Here is a 21583-nt window from a genome sequence, read left to right on the forward strand (position 1 = left end):
CGTCCCCGATATCGCTACAGACAAGGCGCCACGGAACGACTCTCGACCTTGGGCATGCGCGTGCCGAAATACGCCGCGCTGCTCACGCCCACCGCGCCCATCACCGCGCAGAAGATCACGCAGATCCACGGGCTCCACGGCATCAGGCCGATCAGCAACAGCGGTGTGATACTCGCCCAGGCGGCGTAGGCAATGTTGTAGGTGAAGGAGATCCCCGAGACGCGAATCCGCGCCGGGAACAGGCTGACCATTACCGACGGCACCGCGCCGACCACGCCACAACTGAGGCCGGCAATCGCATAGGCCAGACCGATCCAGTCCCCCCCGATGATCAGGCAGGTGTAGAGCACGCCAATGCCCAGCGGCAGTAGCAGGCTGTAGAGCATCACCGTGCGCCAGGCGCCGATGCGGTCGACCAGCAAACCGGCGAGCACGCAACCGATGTTCAGGAACACGATGCCTAACGCACTCAGGGCGAAGGTGTGGCTGGCGGTCATGCCGAAGGTTTTCTGCATCATGGTCGGGGTGATGACGACGAACACCACCACCGCCGACGTCAGCACGCAGGTGAGGATCATGGCCGGCAACATCGCCAGACGATGCTCGCGCAGCACCGTGCGCAGCGGCAGTTCGACCGCTTCATCGCGGCGGGCCTGCATGGCCATGAACACCGGGGTTTCGCTGAGCCAGCGCCGCAGCCAGACACCGATCACACCAAACACGCCACCGAGCAGGAACGGGAAGCGCCAGGCGTAATCGAGAATTTCAGCCGGCGTAAAAGCCTGGGCCAGGAAGGTCGCGGTCAGTGCGCCGATCAAGTAGCCGAACGTCAGCCCGGCCTGGAGAAATCCAAGCGCATAACCGCGATGACCGGCCGGCGCGTGCTCGGCGACGAACACCCAGGCGCTCGGCACTTCACCGCCCACCGCCGCGCCCTGGAGGACGCGCAGCGCCAACAGCAGCAAGGGCGCGAAGTAACCGATCTGCGCGTAGGTCGGCATGATCCCGATCAGCAGGCACGGCAGCGCCATCATCAAAATGCTCAGGCTGAACACCTTCTTGCGCCCCAGTTTGTCGGCGAAGTGCGCCATCAGGATCCCGCCCAGCGGCCGCGCCAGGTAACCGGTGACGAAGATCCCGAAACTTTGCAGCAAGCGCAGCCATTCAGGCATTTCCGGCGGGAAGAACAGTTGGCTGAGGGTCAGGGCGAAAAACACGAAAATGATGAAATCGTAGATTTCCAGCGCCCCGCCGAGCGCCGCAAGGCCCAGGGTCTTGTAATCCGAACGGGTAAACGGCACCGGGCGCGTTTCGGTATTGGCAGTCATGAAAAGAACTCTGGCATGGGCAAAAAACCAAGGCGCCCATGGTCTACGCAAATGCGCCGGTGGACAACCCGATCAGCGCCCTGGGTTGGTTTTTAGCGGTTCTCTGTGCATTGAATTCGGCCCCACGACACCAATAATCGGGGGCTTTCCAACCCACAGGAAAGCCGCCATGAGCAGCCATACCCGCAGCAAACGCCTGACCGTTCCCCAATTGGTGGCCATGAAAGGCCAACAGAAAATCGTCTCGCTGACCGCCTACACCCGCTCGATGGCCGAGTTGATGGACCCGTTTGTCGACTTCGTGCTGATCGGCGACTCCACGGCCATGGTCGGCTATGGCCGCACCTCGACCCTGGACATGAGCCTGGAAGAAATCATCGGCCACACCCGCGCAGTGGTCGCCAGCACGCGATTGGCCTGCGTGATTGCCGACATGCCGTTCGGCAGCTATCAGGAATCACCCCAGCAGGCCTACCGTAATTGCGCCGAAGTGCTGGCCCGCACCGGTTGCGACGCGCTCAAGCTCGAAGGCGGCAAGGCCTTGGCCGGCACTGTGGAGTTTCTGGTGCAGCGCGGCATTCCGGTGATGGCGCATATCGGCCTGATGCCGCAATACGTCAACGTCATGGGCGGCTTCAAGGCTCAGGGGTTGAACGACACGACCGCCGCCGCCATCGAGGAAGATGCCCGCGCTCACCTCGCCGCCGGTGCGTTCAGCCTGTTGCTGGAAGGCGTGGCCGAACCGCTGGCCCGGCGCATCAGCGATTTTTCCGCAATGCCGATCATTGGCATCGGCGCCTCACCAGCCTGCGACGGGCAAGTGCTGGTGACCGAGGACATCCTCGGTCTGGGCGGCGACTATGTGCCGCGCTTCGTCAAACCCTATGCAGATGTCGGCGCGTTGATCAGCCAGGCGTTCGAGTGTTTCGCCGATGAAGTGCGCAACGGTCAGTTTCCGCAGATGCAGCATTGTTATGGCGTGAGCTGACGCTCCCGCTCAATGGCTGCGGCCAGGGTCTTCACGGCCAGGCCGATGTCCTTGCTCCAATCCACGGTGTAGCTCAGGCGCAAGCAATCGCGCCACAACCCCTGTTGGCTAAACATTTCGCCGGGTGCAATCACAATGCCTTTGGCCAACAGGCGCTCGAACACCCGGCGCATGTCCACCGGGTGGACGGATTGCGCCCACAGCGTTGCGCCCCCCGCCGCTGCCACCACGTTAAGCTGGTCGGCGGCGTGCTCCTGGAGCAGGCGGGTCATTTGCGTCATGCGTTCATGGAGCAGGCCGCGCAACACCTGAGTGTGCTGATCGATGCGTCGCGAACCGTACAAGCGGGCCAGGGCTTTCTGCCGGATCGGCGACAGGCGAAACGCGCGGTCGAGGCACTGGCGCTGCATCGCAGCCTCCTGGCCACGGATCAACACATAGCCGAACGGTGCTTCCGAACCGATGACCTTATCGAAGGTAGAAAACACCACCAACCGCTCGGGATCGGCGAAATCCCGATAGCGCGGCTGTTCCGGCAGGAATCCGAATTCGCCATAGCTGTCGTTCTCGAACAACCAGACACCCCGTTCACTCAGCCATTCGCACAGCTGCTGTTTGTCGGCCGCTGGCATCAGGCTGCCGTGGGGAAGGCTCACGGTCGATGAGAACACCGCCAGCGCGACGGTTTCACGCTGCAACAGGTCGTGAACCTGCTGCAGGTCAAAGCGGCCATCGACGTGCAGCGGTACCTCGATCACGCGGATATCCGCAGCGTGCAACTGGCGCAAGATCGCCCAGGAACACGGCGACTCGACCAATGCCACGGTCCCGCGCAGGTTCAGTGCGGCCAATGACATGTCCAGCACACTGCGCAGATCGGCGCCGATGAACACCTGTTCCGGCCGCCAGTAATGCGCGGTCGAACGGGTGTAGCGCTCCGCCAGCACCGTGCGCAGTTCGATCTCGCCGAAGGGCTGATACAACGGCACCGCCGAACGCGGGTATTGGCGCGACAGTTCGCGCTCGGTCATCAGCAACGGGTTCTCCAGGGACAGCAACATCGATGGCGCATCGCTGCTCAGCGCCAGCATGCCGGGCTGGCGCGCGTAGGCGTAAATGTTGTCGAGCAGGTTGGCGGCCGGTGTCGGCGGTTGCATCGAGCCGGCCCGGCAGAAGTACCCGAGCTTGGGTCGAGAAAAAACCCGGCCCTCATCTTCAAGCAAGGCGTAGGCAGATTTGGTGGTGGACACCGAGACGTTCAGGCGCAACGCCAACTGGCGCAATGACGGGAGCTTCCACTCGCCCTCGGTCCGGGTCGAGTCGATCAGCTCGACCAGGTAGCGGTACACGGCCTGATAAGCGAAGGGGCTTTCCTTGTTCAATCGCGGTCATTCCTTGAGGTAGGCACGGCGCAGCATCCTCCCATGATGCGCGGGGTGCAATGTGCGTCCCCCGCTAAAACAGCGCCGCAAAAAAACCGTGATTGATTTACTGTTGGCACCTGACCAGCCGGGCCTTTGCGGCCCGGAACATCACCATAATCATAAAAATCCGAGGTACTCCCGTGGCCGCTGATATCGACGATAGCCGCTATGCCCGTTTTGCCCTGCGCTGCTCCAGTTTTGCCGAACGCTGGTTCCCCGATTCCTGGGTGTTCGCCGCTCTGGCAGTGATCATCGTGGCCGTGGCGACGATGGCCATGGGCGCCAAACCCACTGACGCCGCCATGGCCTTCGGAGACGGGTTCTGGAGTTTGATTCCGTTCACCATGCAGATGGCGTTCGTGGTGATTGGCGGTTATGTGGTCGCCAGTTCGCCACCGGCGGTGAAGCTGATCGACCGCCTGGCGCGGATCCCGAAAAACGGCCGCTCCGCCGTAGCCTGGGTCGCACTGATTTCGATGGTCGCGTCGTTGCTGAACTGGGGTTTATCGCTGGTCTTCGGTGGTTTGCTGGTCCGCGCCCTCGCCCGCCGCACCGATCTGAAAATGGATTACCGCGCTGCCGGTGCTGCGGCGTATCTGGGTCTTGGCGCGGTGTGGGCGCTGGGGCTGTCATCGTCCGCCGCGCAATTGCAGGCCAACCCGGCCAGCCTGCCGCCGTCGATTCTGTCGATCACCGGCGTCATCCCGTTCACTCAAACAATCTTTCTCTGGCAGTCCGGCGTGCTGTTGCTGGCGCTGATCGTGGTCTCGCTGATCATCGCCTACGCCACCGCCCCCGGCCCGAACAGCGCGCGCGATGCCAAGGCTTGCGGGATCGACCCGAGTTTCAACCTGCCGCCGCTGCAACCGCGCACCCGCCCCGGCGAATGGCTGGAACACAGTCCGTTGCTGACGATTTTGCTGGTGCTGTTGGCCGGTGGTTGGCTGTTCCATGAGTTCTCGACCAAACCGGCGATCAGCGCGATCTCCGGCCTGAACACCTACAACTTCCTGTTCATCATGCTCGGCGCCCTGCTGCACTGGCGCCCGCGCAGCTTCCTCGACGCGGTGTCCCGGGCGGTGCCGACCACCACCGGCGTGCTGATCCAGTTCCCGCTGTACGGCTCGATCGCCGCGCTGATGACCACCGTCAAAGGCACCGATGCCCAGACGTTGGCTCACCATATCTCGACCTTCTTCGTACAGATCGCGTCCCACGACACCTACGCGCTGTTGATGGGCGTGTACTCGGCAATCCTCGGCTTCTTCATCCCGTCCGGCGGCGGTAAGTGGATCATCGAAGCCCCGTACGTAATGCAAGTGGCCACGGACCTGAACTACCACCTGGGCTGGGCCGTACAGATCTACAACGCCGCCGAAGCCCTGCCGAACCTGATCAACCCGTTCTACATGCTGCCGCTGCTGGGCGTGCTGGGGCTGAAGGCGCGGGACTTGATCGGGTTTTCGTTTGTGCAGTTGCTGGTGCACACGCCGCTGGTGCTGTTTCTGCTGTGGGCGTTGGGGACGACGCTGGTTTATACGGCGCCGGTGATGCCTTAATCGAGTTGACCGCACCTGCTCGGGGGAGTGGGTGCGGTCAGGTTTGATCGGTAGGTAACACTTTCAACAATTCGGGCAACGCTGCCTGAACCGTGTCCCACACCACTTCAAGATTGATATCGAAATAGCCGTGAGCAATGCGATTGCGCATACCGCGCATGCTGCGCCATGGCACTTTGGTATTCTGAGAAGCGAACTCCCCGTAGCGATCCATAACCTTGGTCGCCGCCTCGCCAATGATGATGAGGCTCATGATGACGGCTTGTTGAGTACGCTTGTCGTCGAAAAACTCTTCCTTGCTCAGCCCTTCGACAAAAGTCAGCGCATCGGCCGCTGCCTCGCGCATATGGTCAAGGAGTCGCCAAGTCGGTTCTCGGTCATACGGGCCGTGCCTGATCAAGCACCTGCTGACGAAACTTCAATGGAAGGTCGCCCGGTGTCAGCAGGTCAACCGTAACGCCGAGCAAATCCTCAAGCTCAACCTGAAGACCGCCGAGATCAAACAGCGTGGCGCCGGGCAGAGCATCTACCAGCAGATCAAGATCACTTCCCTCTTTATCCGTACCGAGCAGCACCGAGCCAAATACTCGAGGGTTGGACGTACGGAATCGACCGACGACCTCGCGCACGGCTGCACGTTGTAGATCAAGCGCTGTAGAGGGTTTCATGATTCACCTTAACCAGGTCCGGTATCGCGCCAGTCTAGCAGCGCTTGAGGATGGTAAACACCGTGCACCAATACTGGATACGTGGCCAGGGCCATTCCTCGCCACTACACCACATTTCCCATGCCTGCCTTGCACCTGCAGATCGGATCCAACTTCGTGTAACCTCCCCGTCACATCGCGCTGCTAGCGTCCCGCCGAAACAACTCGCAACAAATTGCCACAATTCTGCAAGAAAACAGGAGCCGGAATGAACGACGAAAAAGATGGAAACGACATCCCCTCCCCTGAAACCGATCAACCCACCGATACCAGTCGCCGCCGTTTCCTGGGTGGTGTAGCGGTATTGGGTGTCGGGGCGACGTTGAGCGCCTGCGGCACCAAAGACAACGAGCCCGGTAAACCGGTCGAACGCCCGCTGACGCCCGCCGAGCTGGACAAGGCCCTGCGCGAAAACGTGAAAAACGTGGTGGTGATCTACGGCGAAAACCGCAGCTTCAATAACCTGTTTGCGGATTTCCCGGGGGTCGAGAAACCGTTGTCGGCGCTCAAGCCCGATGATTACGTACAGAAAGATCGTGACGGTAAAGTGCTGGCGAACCTGCCTCCGGTTTGGGGTGGCCTGAACCAGGTCGGCCCGCAAACCCTCGATGGCGTGGTCTACCCTGCCGGTACGCAGTATCAGGAACACTTGCCCAACGCGCCCTACGCCCTCAAAGGCCCGCAAGGCGAAGACCTGCCGCTAAGCCTGGTGACCCGCGATCTGTGGCATGTGTTCTATCAGAACCAGATGCAGATCAACGGCGGCAAGAATGACGGCTTTGTCGCCTGGGCCGATTCCGGTGGCTTGACCATGGGGCATTACACCCAGACTCGCTACTCCTTGCGTTTGTGGGACGTGGCCCGGGAATTCGTGCTCTGCGACAACTTCTTCCAGGGCGCTTTCGGCGGCTCGTATCTGAACCATCAATACCTGATCAGCGCCCAGGTGCCGTTCTACCCGGATGCCGCCAATTCGATCGCCAAGCCGCAGATCGCCACGCTGCAAAGCGATGATCCGACCGACAACCGCCTTAAGCCGCTGGACGCTTCGCCCGCCAGCGCCATGACCGGCCCGCCACAGTTCGGGCCAAGCCTGCTGACCCCCGACGGCTACGCGGTGAATACCATGGCGCCGCCCTATTGGCCGACCTGGATCCGCGACCCCGAGCGCCCGGACTACGCCAAGCCGTTGCCCAGCGTGCTGGTGCCGCAAACCCACGAACACATCGGCGACAAGCTGTCGAAAAAGAACGTCGACTGGGCCTGGTACGGCGGTGCGTGGCAAGCCACGATCGATGAGTACAAGGATTCGGGCGCCATTCCAAAGATTCCCAACTTCCAGTACCACCATCAGCCGTTCAACTACTTCAAGCGCCAAGGCCCGGAAAACCCGGCCGAGCGCGCCAAGCGCCTGCGCGACGGTGGCTTGGGCGATGAGTCGAGCACCAACAAGTTCCTGGCCGACGCCGAAGCCGGCAAGCTGCCGGCGGTGACGTTCTACAAGCCCCAGGGCAACCTGAACATGCACGCCGGGTACGCCGACATCGCCTCGGGCGACCGTCATATCGTCCGCGCCCTCAAAGTGCTGCAACAAAGCCCGCAATGGAAAAACATGGTGGTGGTGATCACCGTCGATGAAAACGGCGGCTGGTGGGACCACGTTGCGCCGCCCAAGGGCGATCGCTGGGGCCCGGGAACGCGGATCCCGGCGCTGGTGATTTCGCCGTTTTCGCGCAAGGGCACGGTGGATCACACGGTCTACGACACCGCGTCGATCCTGCGATTGATCACGCGCACGTTCCAGCTGGAAACCCTCGACGGGATCAAAATGCGCGATGACGCGATGATTGCCCGGGGGCAAAAGCCGATGGGGGATTTGACCAATGCCCTGCATTTTTCGGGCTGATTGAAAGCAAGATCAAAAGATCGCAGCCTTCGGCAGCTCCTTGGCATGTCGTCGGCTGCGATTTTTTGCGTGGGTACTGGACCGCTCGACACATCTGGTTTCAGTATGTACCCGCCCCCGCCTACGAGGGCCCACGCTGAAAAGGATCTGAGCATGTTCAAACTCGCAGGACTTACCCTCGCCGCCCTCACCCTGAGTGCCGCCGCCCACGCCGATGTCGATCTCAAGCTGGGCAGCACCGAACGCGTCACCCGGCTCTTCGCCTACCCCAACAACTGCAACGTGATCTGCTTTCGCAACTGGACGCTGGAGCAGACTGTCGAGCATTACCTGACCCAGAGCGTGCAGCGCGATGGCTACAGCGCCGCGAAAGTCCGGGTAAAAACTGATAACCATCAGCTCTACGCCGAAATCACCGGCGTACCCAAGGGGTATGACAAACCCCTCGCAGCCTTGTTGGATGCCGGTGATCTGGCCTACAACGGCGCCAAAAAGCTCAACATGGATGGCAAATGGGCTTATAGCTGGTACCTGTTCCTGCCATTGGGCATGGCCCTGGAAAACCGCAAAAGCGTCGAGTTGCTGCACTTCCCGCCGGATTACTCGTTGACCCAGGCCCAGGACTATCTGGAGTCCGCCACCACCGATCGCTGGGCCACGCTGCTGGTCGATAACGGCATTCCGGCCGCCCAGACCCCGGCCTACCAGACCATCATCGACATCGCGCCGATTGCCGCGCCATCCAGCGCCGGCAAGGACCTGGAAGGCGTCTACGACTACTTCAAGGACTACCAGACCACCATGGTCAAGGAAGTCAGCCAGAACGCCAAAGGTGCAGCGTTGCCGATGGTCGCCTTCGGCGCGCCGGTACGTAACTGGATCAAGCAGCAATACGGGGCGACCGTGGGTGTATTGGGCCTGGCCACCATCAGCCCAAGCGCCGGGGTGAAAGTGCCGGTATTGGGCTCTAACCACCCGAGCTACATCTGGTACGCCGCCGACCCGGACAGTTACACCGGCCCCGATGCCCAGGCCAAGGCGGATGCCGCCGGCCTGACGGTCATGGGCCAGGACCTGAGCGCCGCGTGCTGGCAGGCGGGGATGGGCAGCAAACCGGGCAGCGATCCAGCGGCGCAGCTGAAAAGCTGCACCCAGACCTGGCAGGTGACCCAGAAAGAAAAAACCTGTGAGCTGTTCTACACCTCGATCCGCAACCTGACGCCCGCCGACGCAGCGGCCAAGTGCGCCACACCGCCGGTCAAATCGCAGCTGCAACAACTGCAAGCCCCGGCCCCAGCGCCAGCGGTCCCTGCACCGCACCTCTGAAACGCGGGAAGCCTTTTGTGCGTCAGCCAATGCTGACGCGCAAAAGCGCCTATTTCGCCTGTCAGTTCTGACAGTAGACCGGGTGTTAGATTTGCGAGAGGCTTGAGGCGTACCCAAGTGTTGCAGGGCTGACAGGATCGTCGGCTTCCGGAGGTCGCAACACCTTTGCCGACAAGGATCGTTATGAAACTCCAGACGCTGGACGGGATGTGCGCGCCACCCACCCATGGCCTCTATCCCTTTGCAGAATTACCCATCCGCCTTGGATTTCCGTCCCAGGCTGATTTCGAACTCATCCTGGATGCCCACGGCTCGGCAGAGGCCGTCGCGGCACTCCGACAGTTCCCACGGATCAGCCGAATCTGCCGGGCTTCAGGGCATCTACTGCCCTATCGCTGTCGGCATACACGGCAACTGGCCCCCGGCATCCACGTCTACGACCCGCACTTGTGCGGGTTGCTGCGTCATTCCTGCGACCCCAACGTGTTTCTCGACATGAGCGAGCTGTGGTTATGGGCGCTGCAAGACATCAACCGTGGCGACCGGCTGACCATGGATTACGCCTCCACCGAAGACAAACTCCTGCGCCAGTTCGCCTGTCAGTGCGGTTCGGCGGAGTGTCGCGGCTGGATCACCGGCTACGATGAACCGCCGAACGCCGACGGCCAGTTGTTTTTGCAACACTGGCGTCGGCGCAGCCTGTGCTGAACGGCGTTACACCGCCCCGACCGGACGCAGGCGATATTGCGGCGGCAGTTGCTCGAAACCGCTGATGGTCGCGTTCAGGCTTTTCCAGCGACCGTCCTTGATGCCGTAGATGCAACCGTGGATCGACAAGCTCTGCCCGCGATGCCAGGCGTTTTGCACAATGCTGGTGTGACCAACGTTGGCCACTTGCTGGACCACGTTCAGCTCACAGAGACGGTCGACCCGTTCTTCCTCGGTGGGCAACTTGGCCAGTTCTTCGCGTTTCTCGTAATAAAGATCGCGAATCGAGCGCAGCCAGCCATCGATCAGGCCCAGTTGGCGGTCCTGCATCGACGCCCGCACGCCGCCACAACCATAGTGGCCGGTGACCAGGATGTGTTTGACCTTGAGCACATCCACCGCGTACTGAATCACCGACAGGCAATTGAGGTCGGTGTGCAGCACCACGTTGGCGACGTTACGGTGCACAAACAGATCGCCGGGCAGCATGCCCACGATCTCGTTCGCGGGTACCCGTGCGTCGGAGCAACCGATCCACAGGTATTCCGGGGTCTGCTGGCGGGCCAGTTTGGCGAAGAAATCAGGATCTTCTTTGGTGATCGCGTCAGCCCAGCGCTCGTTGTTATCAATCAGATCTTGTAATTCGTTCATGCAAGGAAGCCTCAAGAATGATGCGCAGCTTTGACAGACGACCGCCCGTCTGGGTCACGCGCGTGATGTAGATAGCCGGTATTCCAGGTCGGCGGAATTCTCAGGAGTACAGTGGGTCCACCCTAGTAAGGCCCACAGTATGAGGAATTGCCATGACTGAATCACGACGTCCGTACGATGCGGTGCAACCGGAGCCCATCGACGACAACGAAGACCGCATGGGTTCGATGCATGAGCTGGATTTCGACGAGGAAGAACCGAGCGCCAAAATCGGCGACGAGTTACCGGAAAATGAACGCGAACGCCTGATGCCCAGGGAACGTGTGCGCGAAGCCGGCATGACCGGGGCCTCGACCGATGACCATGAGTCCACCGACGATGACATGAGCCCCGAGACGTTGATTCTTGAAGATGGCGCGCGGGATGCCGGTGAGGCGGGTGAAGTCGATCCGGCTGATTGGGATTTGAGCAATGTCGATGAGGACGACATTGGCGGAGGGAATGGATTGGATGAGGCGGAGATGGCGCGGCGGGATCCGTTGGACGGGAATCGTTGATTTCTGGCGCCTGACAGTACGCCTTCGCGGGCAAGCCTCGCTCCTACAGGTTTGGCGGCGTTTTTGTGATGGCCATCCCACTGTAGGAGCAAAGCTTGCTCGCGATAGCGCCTTCAAGATCGCCATCGCGAGCAAGCTTTGCTCCTACAGCGAAGCCTTTAAATCTCAATCGACCAGGGTGCAGGCCATGACGACAGCGTCTTCGCGGCCGCCGACCGCCGGGTAGTAATCCCGACGCCGACCAATCTCGTTAAACCCATACCGCTCATACAACCGGAATGCCCCACGGTTGCTGTCGCGCACTTCCAGGAAGCACTCCCGCGCCTTGGCGTCATACGCCCGGGACATCAAATGCTCCAGCAACGTCAAACCCAGGCCACGGCCCTGATTCTCCGGTTTGACGGTGATGTTCAGCAGATGCGCTTCATCGAGAATAATCTGCACCACCCCGTGGCCGACCTGCTGCGAGCCTTCGAACATCAGCCAGATCTGGTACTTGCCCAGGCCATCGAGAAAAATCCCGCGGGTCCACGGGTGACTATAGGCCGCGTATTCGATCTTCAGTACAGCGTCCATATCCGCCTCGGTCATCGGGCGGAACGATACAGCGTCACTCATTCGATTCTTTCCAACGCGCCATCAGCCGACGCATGGCTTGCCAGACATCAGCCTTACGCTGTGGCTCTTCCATTAATAATTCCAGGCCCGGCAGGGCCCAGACCGAGCCCAGGCCTTCGACCTGGAGTTCACGGTTGAAGGATTCGGCGTTCGCCTCCCCGGCAAACCGCACGGCCGGCAGGCCGATCAGCCACAGGCACACGCAGGGTGCGTCTTCGATCCGGGCCGAGAGAAAGCCCTGGACGAAATCCCGCGCCGCTTCCGGCCCCTGGTCCATGGTGCCGCGGACCAACAGCGGCCAGCGTACCGGTTCGCCGACGATCTGCGGGCTGTCCGGCAGACCGGCGGCGCGCAGCATGTCCTTGAGCAACATGTACGCGGGATCGCGAGTCTGGAACGGTTCACCTGTGGGTAACTCCACCAGCAGCAGGCAACGCCCTGCCCGCAACAATTGCAGGGCAAAGCGCGGCGGCGGCACGACGGGGGCCTTGGCCACCACCGGCGCGGCCTCTTCTTCGGCCTTGGCGTTGGTCCGCGTGCTGGCCAACGATGGCCGCGGCACCTCGATTTTCACCCGCTCGGCGGGTTTGACCACCGGTGCCACGGGTGCCTCAGCCACAGTCGCCGGCACCACCGGGGCGACGACCAACGGTTCAGGCGCCTCCAGCAACTCGGGGCGTGAGGGCGCGGCAAAGGGCAATTCGGTGCGCGGCAGCCAGTTGACCACCTGCATGGCGGTCAAATAAGCGCGGCGACGGGACTCGATAAGCAAAGGTCGGCCACTTGTGGATAACTAAAAGTGCGCTGATTCTACCGCCCTTCGCTCAAGATCGCCCGCCCTTGATCGATACTCTTGCCCACAGAAACAGCGACTGCCCGTCCCGCGAGTGAATCGCAACGGGCGTGATGCAGTACAATCGCCGCTTTTATTCGACAACCAGCCGGCCATCCCGATGATCGAACCCAAGCGCGTCTTGCGCGCCCTCGCTGAACACTGGGCACTTCTGGAGCCACTGTGCGAGCACTTCGACCAAGGCACTTTGAGCCTCAACGAATTGCGTTCACAGTTGGCCGCCCAGCAACTGGACAGTACGCCGCAGGACATCACCAGCCTGCTGGACGTGTGGATCCGCCTCGACATCCTGGTTCCTGTGGCGAAAAGCCCGAACCGTTTCGAGCTTAATGCGCAGATCCACGACTTCCTCGCCTACCTGCGCCGTGAGCACCGGCTGGGCCTGTGCCTGGAAATCGAAGCCTATCTGCGCCACCTCGAACGGCTGGCCGGTTACATCCAGGACGCCTTCGACATCCGCGACGGCCACGACCTGGCGCGCCAATTGCGCTTGCTCGACATGCGCGTGCGGGACGTATTGAAGAAACTCGCCAACGACGAACAGGCCCTGGTGGCCGTCGCCGAACGGGCGAAGACCAGCGACCGGCAAATCCCGCTGCGTCAGCGCTACGCCGAAGTGCTGGCGACCTGGGACGAATACGTCGAGCCGATGATCCAGTTGGTGAACGCCGACGGCGCCTTCGAACAAGGCGTACGCAAGGTCGAGAACGTGCTGTTGCGCATGCTCACCGAACAGCAGCGCCTCGGCCATCTGGTCGACGACGACATGCTGCTGCGCACCCACGCGCGCATCCTCGAAATGCAGACCAGCGCCCAGCTCACCTTGCGTCACGCCCGAGAACTGCTGCTGCCGCTGCGTGAAGAAGCGCGCCGTCACAACGCCGTGACCCGTGGCGCGGCGCTGGCCTTGTCAGCCATTCGTCGCAAAGGCATCGATGCGGTGCCCCAAGCGGCGATGCCGATGTTCACGCGTCCGCAAAGCACCTTCCTCGGCAGCGCCAGCCAAGTCGAAGCCTATGTTTACGCCCTGGCCCGTTTCGAGCCGAAACCGGCGCGTTTCCCCAAGGCCCACAAGACTCAAAAAGGCGAAGCCCCGCGCGCGCCACGCACGGTTCGGGAAATGCTCGAACGCTGCGAAGACGCCCTGCCGATGCCGGACCTGATGACCTGGCTGCTGGAGCAGGAACCGGACGGCGCCACCGACGAATTGCTGTATTGGTTCTCGCGCCTGTCCCGGGAAAAACGCTTCACCCGCGAGCGTCTGGAACGCCGCGATTACCACACTCATGAGCACCAGGTCAGCCTGCGCTCCTTCGCCCTGCTCTCGGCCCGCGACAGCGCCGCCGAGGATTCTGCGAGCACCCCAAATGCATCTTGATCTAAACGAACTCTCCCAACTCGCGCCGATTTTTCGCGAGTTGTTCAAGGGCTACCACGTCAGCCGCCGCGACCCGGAGCTATACGCGCAACTGTCGAACTTCCAGGACCAGTACCGCACGCTGTTCAAGGCGTTGGGCTTTGAACTGGTGTGCGACACCCGTGGCTTCTACTACTTCGTGCCGGACCTCGCGGCGGCGGCGGTGAACAAGACCGCACAACGCCTGGCGCTGTTCACCTTCATCCTCGTCGAGCATCTGGCCGACCAGGGCCGCGATCCGGTCGCCGTACTGGATGGCGGCAGCCTTGGCCGCGATGAATTGCCATCGCTGCTGGAAAAATACCGCGACCTGTTCATCCAGGCTGAAGTGCAGACCGTCGAAGAGCTCGAAGAAAAAATCATGCGCCGCATGACCCAACTCGGTTTCGCCGGTGAAGAAAACGGCATCTACCGTTTCCTGCCGCCGATGCACCGCTTCCTCGATGTGTGCCTGTCGGTGCAGCAGGACCGCGATCTGGCGGCCAGCCTGCACAGCGTGTTGCCGCTGCCGGTTCCAGTGCTGATCGATGACGACAGCGACGAAAAGCTGCTGCAAACCGATGACCCGCTTGATCTGAGTGACTTCGAAGAAGAAAGCGAAGAAGACGCCATGGCCCGCGCCATTGCCGAAGAACAGGAGACCGACGCATGAGTAAGGAACGCTACGGCATTCGCCGCTTCGCCCTGTTGAACACCGCCGGTTACAGTCTCGGCCTGTTCCCGCTGGAAGAACCGCTGTCGGTGTACGGCGCGAACAACCTCGGTAAATCCGCCTCGATCAACGCCTTGCAGTTCCCGATTCTGGCGCGCATGTCGGACATGAGCTTCGGCAAGTACAGCCTGGAGCAATCCCGGCGCTTCTACTTTGCGTCGGACACCAGTTACATCCTGGTCGAAGTCTCGCTGCCCCACGGTCCGCACGTGATCGGCGTGGTTGGTCGCGGCCCGGGTGGTGGTTTCGGTCACCAGTTCTTTGCCTACGCCGGCAAGCTGGACCTGGCCCACTACCAGAAAAACGACACCTGCCTGCGTCAGAAAGAGTTGTTCACTAACCTTGAGCGCGAAGGCCTGAAAGCCTACGAACTCAAGCCCGATGAACTGCGGCGTTTGCTGGTCGGCGGCCATACGTCTATCCCGCTGGACCTGACACTGATCCCGCTGCGCTCCACCAGCGAACAGAGCCTGAAGACCTTCCGTGCGTTGTTCATCAACCTGCTGCACATGCGCGAAATCACTGCGGCCAAGCTCAAGCAGTTGTTCCTCGATGCCTTCGAGCACAGCCTGCGTTCCGGTAGCGTCGATTACATCGCCGCGTGCGAAGAAGCGTTCCGCGATGTACGACGCATGGAGCAGGACTACAACTCGCTGGTCACCGCCGGCCCGTTGGTTGAAGCGCTGGCCTCCGGCGTTGCCCAGCGCAATATCCTGCGCGGCAAGTTGCACCGCATCTCGCCGCTGCTCGATTCGTTGCTCGGCACCTGGTCGGACTACGCCAGTGCGCGCAAGGAAGAGCTGACCATCCAGGCCGAGCACTACCGCAACGAGCAGGACGCCCTGCAAAACGATCAGCGTGGCGGCACTCAGGAACTGATGCGTCTGGAGCGGGAAATCACCGGGATCCAGCGCTGGCTCGGCGAATTGTCGGTGCTCAAGCATCGCTTCGCGTTGGTCACTGACGTTAAAGTCCTGGAACAGCAACTGCTGGCAGCCAAGGATGCCCACGATGAGCTGGCCGGTGCCTTGGCCCAGTCGCGACAGTTCAGCGCCGAAGACCTCGACGAGCGTCTGCGGGATCTGGAAAAACGCCTGAAGTCGGTGAAGCAGCAACTCGATCACGCCGACAACAACAGCTACGCCCGCCTGCGCGAAGAGTTTTCGCAACAGGACGTCGAGCGCCTGATGCGCCTGTTCAACAGTGCGCTGTTCAGCCTGCCGCTGGGCGAGCACGGAATTACGCTGGACGAGGACGGTCAGTGGGTCAAATCCCTGGAGCTGATCCTCGATGGCTTCAAGGGCGAGCGTTTCGAAGTGCCGGGTTTGGCCATCGACATCTCGCACATCGAGCCGCCCGCGCTGCAAGCCTTGGCTGACCGCGCCGCGTTACGTGATCAGAAAGAGCGTCTGGAAAAAGAGCTCAAGCAACTGAAAACCCAAGCTGCCGTGGTCGCTGACCGCGCCGCGAGCAAGACCCAGACCGAAGCGCTGTACCAGCAAGTGCTGGATGCGCAAAAAGCGTTGGAAGATTTCCGTCGCTCACAAACCCTGAGCGCCGAAGAAGACGACAAGCTTGAGCAACTGGCGCAGATGGAAGCGGCCCAGGAAGAATTGAAACGTTCAAGCGATGCGTTCACCGAGCGTGTCCAGCAACTGTCGGCCAAGCTGCAACTGGTCGGTCGGCAGATCGGCGATATGGAAGCCAAGCAACGCACCCTCGACGACGCCCTGCGCCGCCGTCAGTTGTTGCCGGCAGACCTGCCGTTCGGTACGCCATTCATGGACCCGATCGACGATTCCATGGACAACCTGTTGCCGCTGCTCAACGACTATCAGGACAGCTGGCAGGGTTTGCAGCGCAGCGATGGTCAGATCGAGGCGCTGTACGCGCAGGTCCGCCTCAAAGGCGTGGCCAAGTTCGACAGCGAAGACGACATGGAGCGTCGCCTGCAACTGCTGATCAACGCCTATGCGCACCGCACCGACGAAGCCCTGACCCTCGGCAAGGCGCGGCGTGCCGCCGTTACGGACATCGCCCGGACCTTGCGCAACATCCGCAGCGACTACGACAGCCTCGAGCATCAACTGGCGCTGTTCAACCGCGAGATCAACAAGCGTCAGGTGTCCAACCTGCAGAGCTTCCGTATCGTCCTCGCGCCGAACAAGGAAGCGCTCAAGCACATCGACCAGATCATCCACAGCGCCGGCCAATACGAAGAAGGCGAAACCCTCTCCGTGTTCGACCTGAGCCAAAGCGCCGATCAGGACAACAAGAACGAAGAAGCCAAGGAATACCTGGCGCGGTTGGTGGCGGCGAACCACAACCAGCTCGGGCTCAAGGACTTGTTCGAGCTGGCGTTCGAAATCACCAAGGTCAACGGTCAACCGGTGATCCACACCGACATCGACGGCGCGGCGTCCAACGGCACCACCATGACCATCAAGGCGCTGACCAACATGTACTTGTTGCTGCACTTGATGGACCGCGACCAGGCCGGTCGCGTGCGCCTGCCGTACTACCTCGACGAGGCGGCGGACATTGACGAGAAGAACCAGGCAGCCTTGCTCGAAACCAGCCTGCAACTGGGCTTCGTGCCGATCCTGGCGAGTGTGAAGCCGCAGGTTTGCGCCAGTGTCGCGATTGATCTGGAAGGTGGCAGCGGGCCGAACGGGATCTATATCGATGAGGCGGACTGGAAGTACATTCGTCGTCACGATGAGGTCAAGGCGACTGTGAATGTCGAAGCGGATGAGCCGGAGCTGGATGCGGTCTGATGCTTGATTGAAGGCCATGAAAAAGGCCGCGATCCATTGGATCGCGGCCTTTTTTCATATCTATTGCCTGGGTTTACTTGCCGAGTGAAATCTTCGGCGCCCAGGTCAGCCATTCATCTTCGAACTTGTCGAACAGCGGGAACGTCTGTTCTGGCCGGGCCGGCGTGCCCATGCGTTCACCGTCCGGTGTGGCAAAAGCGATGCCGCCCTGGATCAGGGTCTCCAGCGATTCGGTTCGCACCGTCGCGCCTTTGAACAGGCCAAAGTCCAGGCCAAAGCCACTGGTGTTCCAGAACCGCGTGCCACTGCGCACCAAGGGCGCGTACTTCGGCTCGATCAGGATGTGCACCAGCACGCGATCTGCCGTCGAGCCCAGCTCATAACCTGTCACCTTGCCGACGGTGATTTCGCGATAGGTCACCGGCACACCGGTTTTCAGCGAACCACGGCGGGCGGCGCTCAATACCAGGCTCAACCCGGCTTCAACCTTGGCGGACTCCGGCGGATTGGCCAGTGCGACAAAGTTCTTCTGCGGACCGAGGTTCTTCGCTGCCGGTTGCACTTCGATGTATTGGCCGGTGACCAGGGTTTCGAGGTTCGAGGTCTTGATCAATCCCAGCTCTGGCTTGACCACCCAGAACTGACTGCCGACCCGCGCAATGCGTTCCGGCACTTCGGTAATCCGGGCGGTCAGCATCACCGACTGCAAATCATCCGTGAGGTCGACGTCCTCGATCTTGCCGACATCCAGTCCTTTGAAGCGGATGGGCGTGCCGGTGCGCAAACCGTCAGCGCGATCGACTTTGATGGTGACCACCGCGCCTTTCTGGTTGGCTTCGTCATGACTCGGGAACAGACGGAAACGCGGGATTTTCTTTTGCAGCGGCGCCTTGGCTTCCGGGGTTTCGAAAGCAATACCGCCGGCCATCAGGCTTTGCAGCGATTCACTCTTGACCTGGATGCCACCGGTCAGCCCACCGCTGAGGGTGATGCCGCTGGCGTTCCAGAACCGCGATGAGGCGTTGACCAGCCCTTCGTATTCTTTCTCGATGTGAACACCAATCACCAATTGTTTCTTGGTCTTGGAGAACTGATAACTCTGGACCGAACCGACCTTGACCTGCTTGTAGAGCACCGGGCTGCCGACTTCCAGGGAACCGAGGTTCTCGGTAAACAGCACCATATGCAGGCCCGGTGAACGCAGGTCCAGCGGCGGCGCCTTGGCCCGTGCCACGAACTCGCGTTGTGGCGCGCTGCCCTTGTCGCCCGGGCGAATCGCGATGTAGTTACCTTTGACCAGGGCTTCCAGGCCGGTGATACCCGCCAGGGAAATCGACGGTTTGACCACCCAGAACTGCGTACCGGTCACCAGGTAATCCTCGGCCAGTGGGTCCAGCGTCAATTCAGCGGTGGCGGCGGACAGGTCCGGATCAATCTTCAGCGCCTTCAGGTTGCCGACCTGGATGCCTTTGTACATGACGGGCGTACGGCCGGCCTGCAGGCCTTCAAAGTCGCTGAGCTTGACCTTGACCCGGATACCGGCAGCCGCCGCATCGAAGTCTTCATAGAGTCGGAACGGCAGGTTCGGATCGGTCGGAGGGCTGTCCTTGCGGTTTTCTGGCGTGGCGAACGCGATACCGCCGGCGACGATGCTGGCCAGGGATTCGCTGCGGATTTTCACCCCGGACAGGTTGGCGTCGATGCTGATGCCGCTGGAGTTCCAGAAACGCGTGTGTTTGCGCACCAGGCTGGCGTAGGTCGGCTCGATGAACACTTTGAGCTCGACGGTGCTTTGGTCTTCGGACAGCAGGTAGCTTTTGACCTGGCCGACCTTGATCTGCTTGTAGAACACCGGGCTGCCGCGGTTCAACGACCCCAGGCGGTCAGCCTTGATGGTCAGGTGCAGACCAGGCTTGGAGTCCGACAGTGGCGGCTCTTCGGCCAGCGCTTTGAACTTGCGGGTCGGTTCGCCTTCACCGGGACTGACGGCGACATAATTGCCCGAGACCAGGGTTTCCAGACCGGTGATACCGGCCAGGCTTACGCTCGGCTTGACCAGCCAGAAACGGGTGCTGGTCTTGAGGTATTGCTCCACGTCTTTGTTCATCTCGATGGTAGCGATCACGCCTTTGGAGCTGCCTTCATCATCGAGTTTGAGGGTCTTCACCTTGCCGACTGACATGCCTTTGTAGACCACTTCGGTCTTGTTGGCCTGAATGCCCTCGCCGCTTTCGAAGCGAACCTGAATCTCGATACCGGTTTCGTTGTAGGCACGCCAGCCGAGCCAGCCGCCAATGATCAGGGCGATCAATGGCAGGACCCAGATAGCTGACCAGTTCGAGGCCGGTCGGGTTTTCGCTGTAGGCAAATCAGTCATGGTCGTCGTCCGACTCCGTGTTATCCCAAATCAGTCGGGGATCGAAAGTAACTGCGGCAAGCATCGTCAGAATCACCACACTGGCAAAGGCGATGGCGCCAAGATTGGCTTCGACGCTGGCAAGCCGTCCGAAATTCACGACCGCCACCAGGATGGCGATCACAAAGATATCCAGCATCGACCAACGGCCGATGAACTCGATAAAGCGGTACATCACAATTCGCTGGCGGGCCGACAATGGCTGGCGGCGCTGCACCGAAAACAGCAGTAACGCGATACCGACGAGTTTGAACGTTGGTACCAGAATGCTGGCGATAAAAACCACAGCCGCGATCGGAATCATCCCGTGCTGAACCAGTTGGATCACACCGGACATGATGGTGCTGGGATCGCCCTTGCCCAGGGAGCTGACGGTCATGATCGGCAGCACATTAGCCGGGATATAGAGAATCGCGGCGGTGACCAGCAACGCCCAGGTGCGCATCAAACTGTTCGGCCGACGGGCATGGACCAGCGCACCGCAACGGGTGCACTCCTGCTCGTCGGTGTCGGCTTCCTGCTTGTTCAACTCGTGGCATTCGATACAAATCAGAATGCCTGCATCAATCGCCCGCATGGGCATCTTCTCCTGACAAAGCCTGCCAGATCTGGTGAGGCGACATCACAACCTCCAACCACACCTGGACCAACAACAAACTGATAAAGCACGCCAGGCCAAGACCGACGGTGATGGCTGCCATATCTGCCAGTTTGACGATCGCGACCAGCACGCCCATGAGGTAAACCTCAAGCATCCCCCAGTCCCGAAGGTGGTGGTAAATGCGGTAAAGCAACAATCCGTAACTGCGCCCGATATTGAAACGAATGCTCAGGAGCACAAGCAACTGACAGAGTAATTTGAGCAGCGGGATCCCCATGCTGCACAGGAACACAACGACTGCGACACCTTGCATGCCGGTATTGAACAGGCCGACAACGCCGGTCCAGACAGTGTCTTGCGACGATTGTCCGAGTAGATTGAGTTGCATGATGGGCAAAAAGTTCGCCGGCACATACAACAACAATGCGGCGATAACCAAAGCGAGGCTGCGCTGAACGACGTTGTGCCGATGAGCATAGAGCTCATAACCACAACGTGGGCAGAGGGCTTTCTCGCCACGGGCGAGTTCGGGCTTGCGCATCAGCAGGTCGCACTCATGACACGCTACCAAGTCGTCCAGCGGTAAATCTGACAGCCCTGGGGTGTCAACCGGATCTGGCATAAAAGGCTCTTGCTCCGAAAAAGGTGGGCCTATTCTAGTGTTCTGAATCGAAAATAACTGTGCAAATTTGTGCGGCTGGTTTAGTGCGCTTTTTGGCAGGCAAAAACAAAACCCCTACCTGCATACGCAGATAGGGGTTTCGGAATTTAATCTTGACGATGACCTACTCTCACATGGGGAAACCCCACACTACCATCGGCGATACATCGTTTCACTGCTGAGTTCGGGATGGGATCAGGTGGTTCCAATGCTCTATGGTCGTCAAGAAATTCGGGTACTGAGTCGTGGCCAGCTGGCCTCGCTTCAGCAAATTGGGTATGTGATAGCTTTCGGTGTTTGTGAGTCTTTCGAACTTTCGGTTCGTTTCGTCTTCACACACCGCAATCTGCTCTTTCGACGCAAATTGCTTGGGT

At 60.7% G+C, this 21583-nt stretch carries 18 protein-coding genes, 1 rRNA gene and 1 pseudogene; 9 read left to right on the forward strand and 11 right to left on the reverse strand.

What is annotated here, in order from left to right:
* Positions 1 to 14: 14 nt before the first annotated feature.
* The gene (locus tag FQ192_RS26455) at positions 15 to 1328 is read right to left on the reverse strand and encodes an MFS transporter (protein ID WP_149661162.1); all 1314 of its coding nucleotides are present in this window, start codon (positions 1326 to 1328) and stop codon (positions 15 to 17) included.
* Positions 1329 to 1497: 169 nt separating this feature from the next.
* Here FQ192_RS26455 and panB point away from each other — a divergent pair, with 169 nt between their 5' ends.
* Positions 1498 to 2316 (forward strand): 3-methyl-2-oxobutanoate hydroxymethyltransferase, encoded by an 819-nt coding sequence (gene panB / locus FQ192_RS26460; protein ID WP_149661163.1) that lies wholly within the window; start codon positions 1498 to 1500, stop codon positions 2314 to 2316.
* Here the strand turns inward: panB and FQ192_RS26465 are convergent.
* Positions 2301 to 3698 carry a PLP-dependent aminotransferase family protein gene (locus FQ192_RS26465; protein WP_149661164.1) on the reverse strand — a complete coding sequence of 466 codons (1398 nt, stop codon included), beginning with the start codon at positions 3696 to 3698 and terminating at the stop codon, positions 2301 to 2303. The two genes, panB and FQ192_RS26465, sit on opposite strands and share 16 nt — an antisense overlap.
* Before the next feature lie 182 nt (positions 3699 to 3880).
* Here FQ192_RS26465 and FQ192_RS26470 point away from each other — a divergent pair, with 182 nt between their 5' ends.
* Entirely contained in the window at positions 3881 to 5299 is a 1419-nt protein-coding gene (locus FQ192_RS26470; protein ID WP_149661165.1) for a short-chain fatty acid transporter, read from the forward strand.
* Between the two features lie 37 nt (positions 5300 to 5336).
* Here FQ192_RS26470 and FQ192_RS26475 read toward each other — a convergent pair.
* Together FQ192_RS26475 and FQ192_RS26480 are read right to left on the reverse strand one after the other, a co-directional pair.
* Positions 5337 to 5680: pseudogene (locus FQ192_RS26475) on the reverse strand (DUF86 domain-containing protein).
* Entirely contained in the window at positions 5677 to 5967 is a 291-nt protein-coding gene (locus FQ192_RS26480; protein WP_149661167.1) for a nucleotidyltransferase family protein, read from the reverse strand. Before FQ192_RS26480 ends, FQ192_RS26475 begins: the two are co-directional and overlap by 4 nt.
* A 247-nt stretch (positions 5968 to 6214) precedes the next feature.
* Between FQ192_RS26480 and FQ192_RS26485 the strand changes: the two genes are divergently transcribed.
* From FQ192_RS26485 to FQ192_RS26495, 3 genes are all read left to right on the forward strand, one after another.
* A complete protein-coding gene (locus tag FQ192_RS26485; RefSeq protein WP_149661168.1) occupies positions 6215 to 7912 on the forward strand; it encodes an acid phosphatase in 1698 nt (565 codons plus the stop codon).
* A 153-nt stretch (positions 7913 to 8065) separates the two neighbouring features.
* Complete coding sequence (locus FQ192_RS26490; RefSeq protein WP_149661169.1) at positions 8066 to 9238, forward strand: hypothetical protein; 1173 nt, start codon at positions 8066 to 8068, stop codon at positions 9236 to 9238.
* Between the two features lie 183 nt (positions 9239 to 9421).
* The gene (locus FQ192_RS26495; protein ID WP_149661170.1) at positions 9422 to 9946 is read left to right on the forward strand and encodes an SET domain-containing protein-lysine N-methyltransferase; all 525 of its coding nucleotides are present in this window, start codon (positions 9422 to 9424) and stop codon (positions 9944 to 9946) included.
* A 6-nt stretch (positions 9947 to 9952) separates the two neighbouring features.
* On the opposite strand, the gene can is transcribed toward FQ192_RS26495, so the two are convergent.
* Positions 9953 to 10597 carry a carbonate dehydratase gene (gene can, locus FQ192_RS26500; RefSeq protein WP_133840222.1) on the reverse strand — a complete coding sequence of 215 codons (645 nt, stop codon included), beginning with the start codon at positions 10595 to 10597 and terminating at the stop codon, positions 9953 to 9955.
* 152 nt (positions 10598 to 10749) lie between these two features.
* Between can and FQ192_RS26505 the strand changes: the two genes are divergently transcribed.
* The gene (locus FQ192_RS26505; protein WP_149661171.1) at positions 10750 to 11154 is read left to right on the forward strand and encodes a serine kinase/phosphatase; all 405 of its coding nucleotides are present in this window, start codon (positions 10750 to 10752) and stop codon (positions 11152 to 11154) included.
* 165 nt (positions 11155 to 11319) lie between these two features.
* Here the strand turns inward: FQ192_RS26505 and rimI are convergent, their stop codons facing one another.
* Positions 11320 to 11772, reverse strand: coding sequence for a ribosomal protein S18-alanine N-acetyltransferase (gene rimI / locus FQ192_RS26510; RefSeq protein WP_149661172.1), 453 nt, complete (start codon positions 11770 to 11772; stop codon positions 11320 to 11322).
* A complete protein-coding gene (locus FQ192_RS26515; RefSeq protein WP_149661181.1) occupies positions 11765 to 12505 on the reverse strand; it encodes an energy transducer TonB in 741 nt (246 codons plus the stop codon). The genes rimI and FQ192_RS26515 overlap by 8 nt, the downstream gene beginning before the upstream one ends.
* A gap of 220 nt (positions 12506 to 12725) precedes the next feature.
* On the opposite strand from FQ192_RS26515, the gene mksB reads away from it, so the two are divergent.
* Genes mksB through mksF form a run of 3 tightly spaced genes read left to right on the forward strand, consistent with a single transcriptional unit; the run spans position 12726 to position 17531 of the window.
* Positions 12726 to 14003, forward strand: coding sequence for an Mks condensin complex protein MksB (mksB, locus tag FQ192_RS26520; protein WP_178129241.1), 1278 nt, complete (start codon positions 12726 to 12728; stop codon positions 14001 to 14003).
* On the forward strand, positions 13993 to 14694 hold the full coding sequence (mksE, locus tag FQ192_RS26525) for an Mks condensin complex protein MksE (RefSeq protein WP_038981553.1): 702 nt from the start codon (positions 13993 to 13995) through the stop codon (positions 14692 to 14694). The genes mksB and mksE overlap by 11 nt, the downstream gene beginning before the upstream one ends.
* On the forward strand, positions 14691 to 17531 hold the full coding sequence (gene mksF, locus FQ192_RS26530; protein ID WP_149661174.1) for an Mks condensin complex protein MksF: 2841 nt from the start codon (positions 14691 to 14693) through the stop codon (positions 17529 to 17531). The genes mksE and mksF overlap by 4 nt, the downstream gene beginning before the upstream one ends.
* 73 nt (positions 17532 to 17604) lie before the next feature.
* On the opposite strand, the gene FQ192_RS26535 is transcribed toward mksF, so the two are convergent.
* The 4 genes from FQ192_RS26535 to rrf all read right to left on the reverse strand — a co-directional run bounded on the left by FQ192_RS26535 (position 17605) and on the right by rrf (position 21436).
* On the reverse strand, positions 17605 to 19908 hold the full coding sequence (locus tag FQ192_RS26535) for an intermembrane transport protein PqiB (RefSeq protein WP_149661175.1): 2304 nt from the start codon (positions 19906 to 19908) through the stop codon (positions 17605 to 17607).
* A complete protein-coding gene (locus FQ192_RS26540) occupies positions 19901 to 20524 on the reverse strand; it encodes a paraquat-inducible protein A (RefSeq protein ID WP_149661176.1) in 624 nt (207 codons plus the stop codon). The genes FQ192_RS26535 and FQ192_RS26540 overlap by 8 nt, the downstream gene beginning before the upstream one ends.
* Positions 20511 to 21170 (reverse strand): paraquat-inducible protein A, encoded by a 660-nt coding sequence (locus FQ192_RS26545; protein WP_149661177.1) that lies wholly within the window; start codon positions 21168 to 21170, stop codon positions 20511 to 20513. Before FQ192_RS26545 ends, FQ192_RS26540 begins: the two co-directional genes overlap by 14 nt.
* A gap of 150 nt (positions 21171 to 21320) precedes the next feature.
* Positions 21321 to 21436 (reverse strand): 5S ribosomal RNA (rrf, locus tag FQ192_RS26550).
* Positions 21437 to 21583: the final 147 nt, after the last annotated feature.

Source organism: Pseudomonas sp. ANT_J12 (genome assembly GCF_008370045.1).
Taxonomy (GTDB): domain Bacteria; phylum Pseudomonadota; class Gammaproteobacteria; order Pseudomonadales; family Pseudomonadaceae; genus Aquipseudomonas.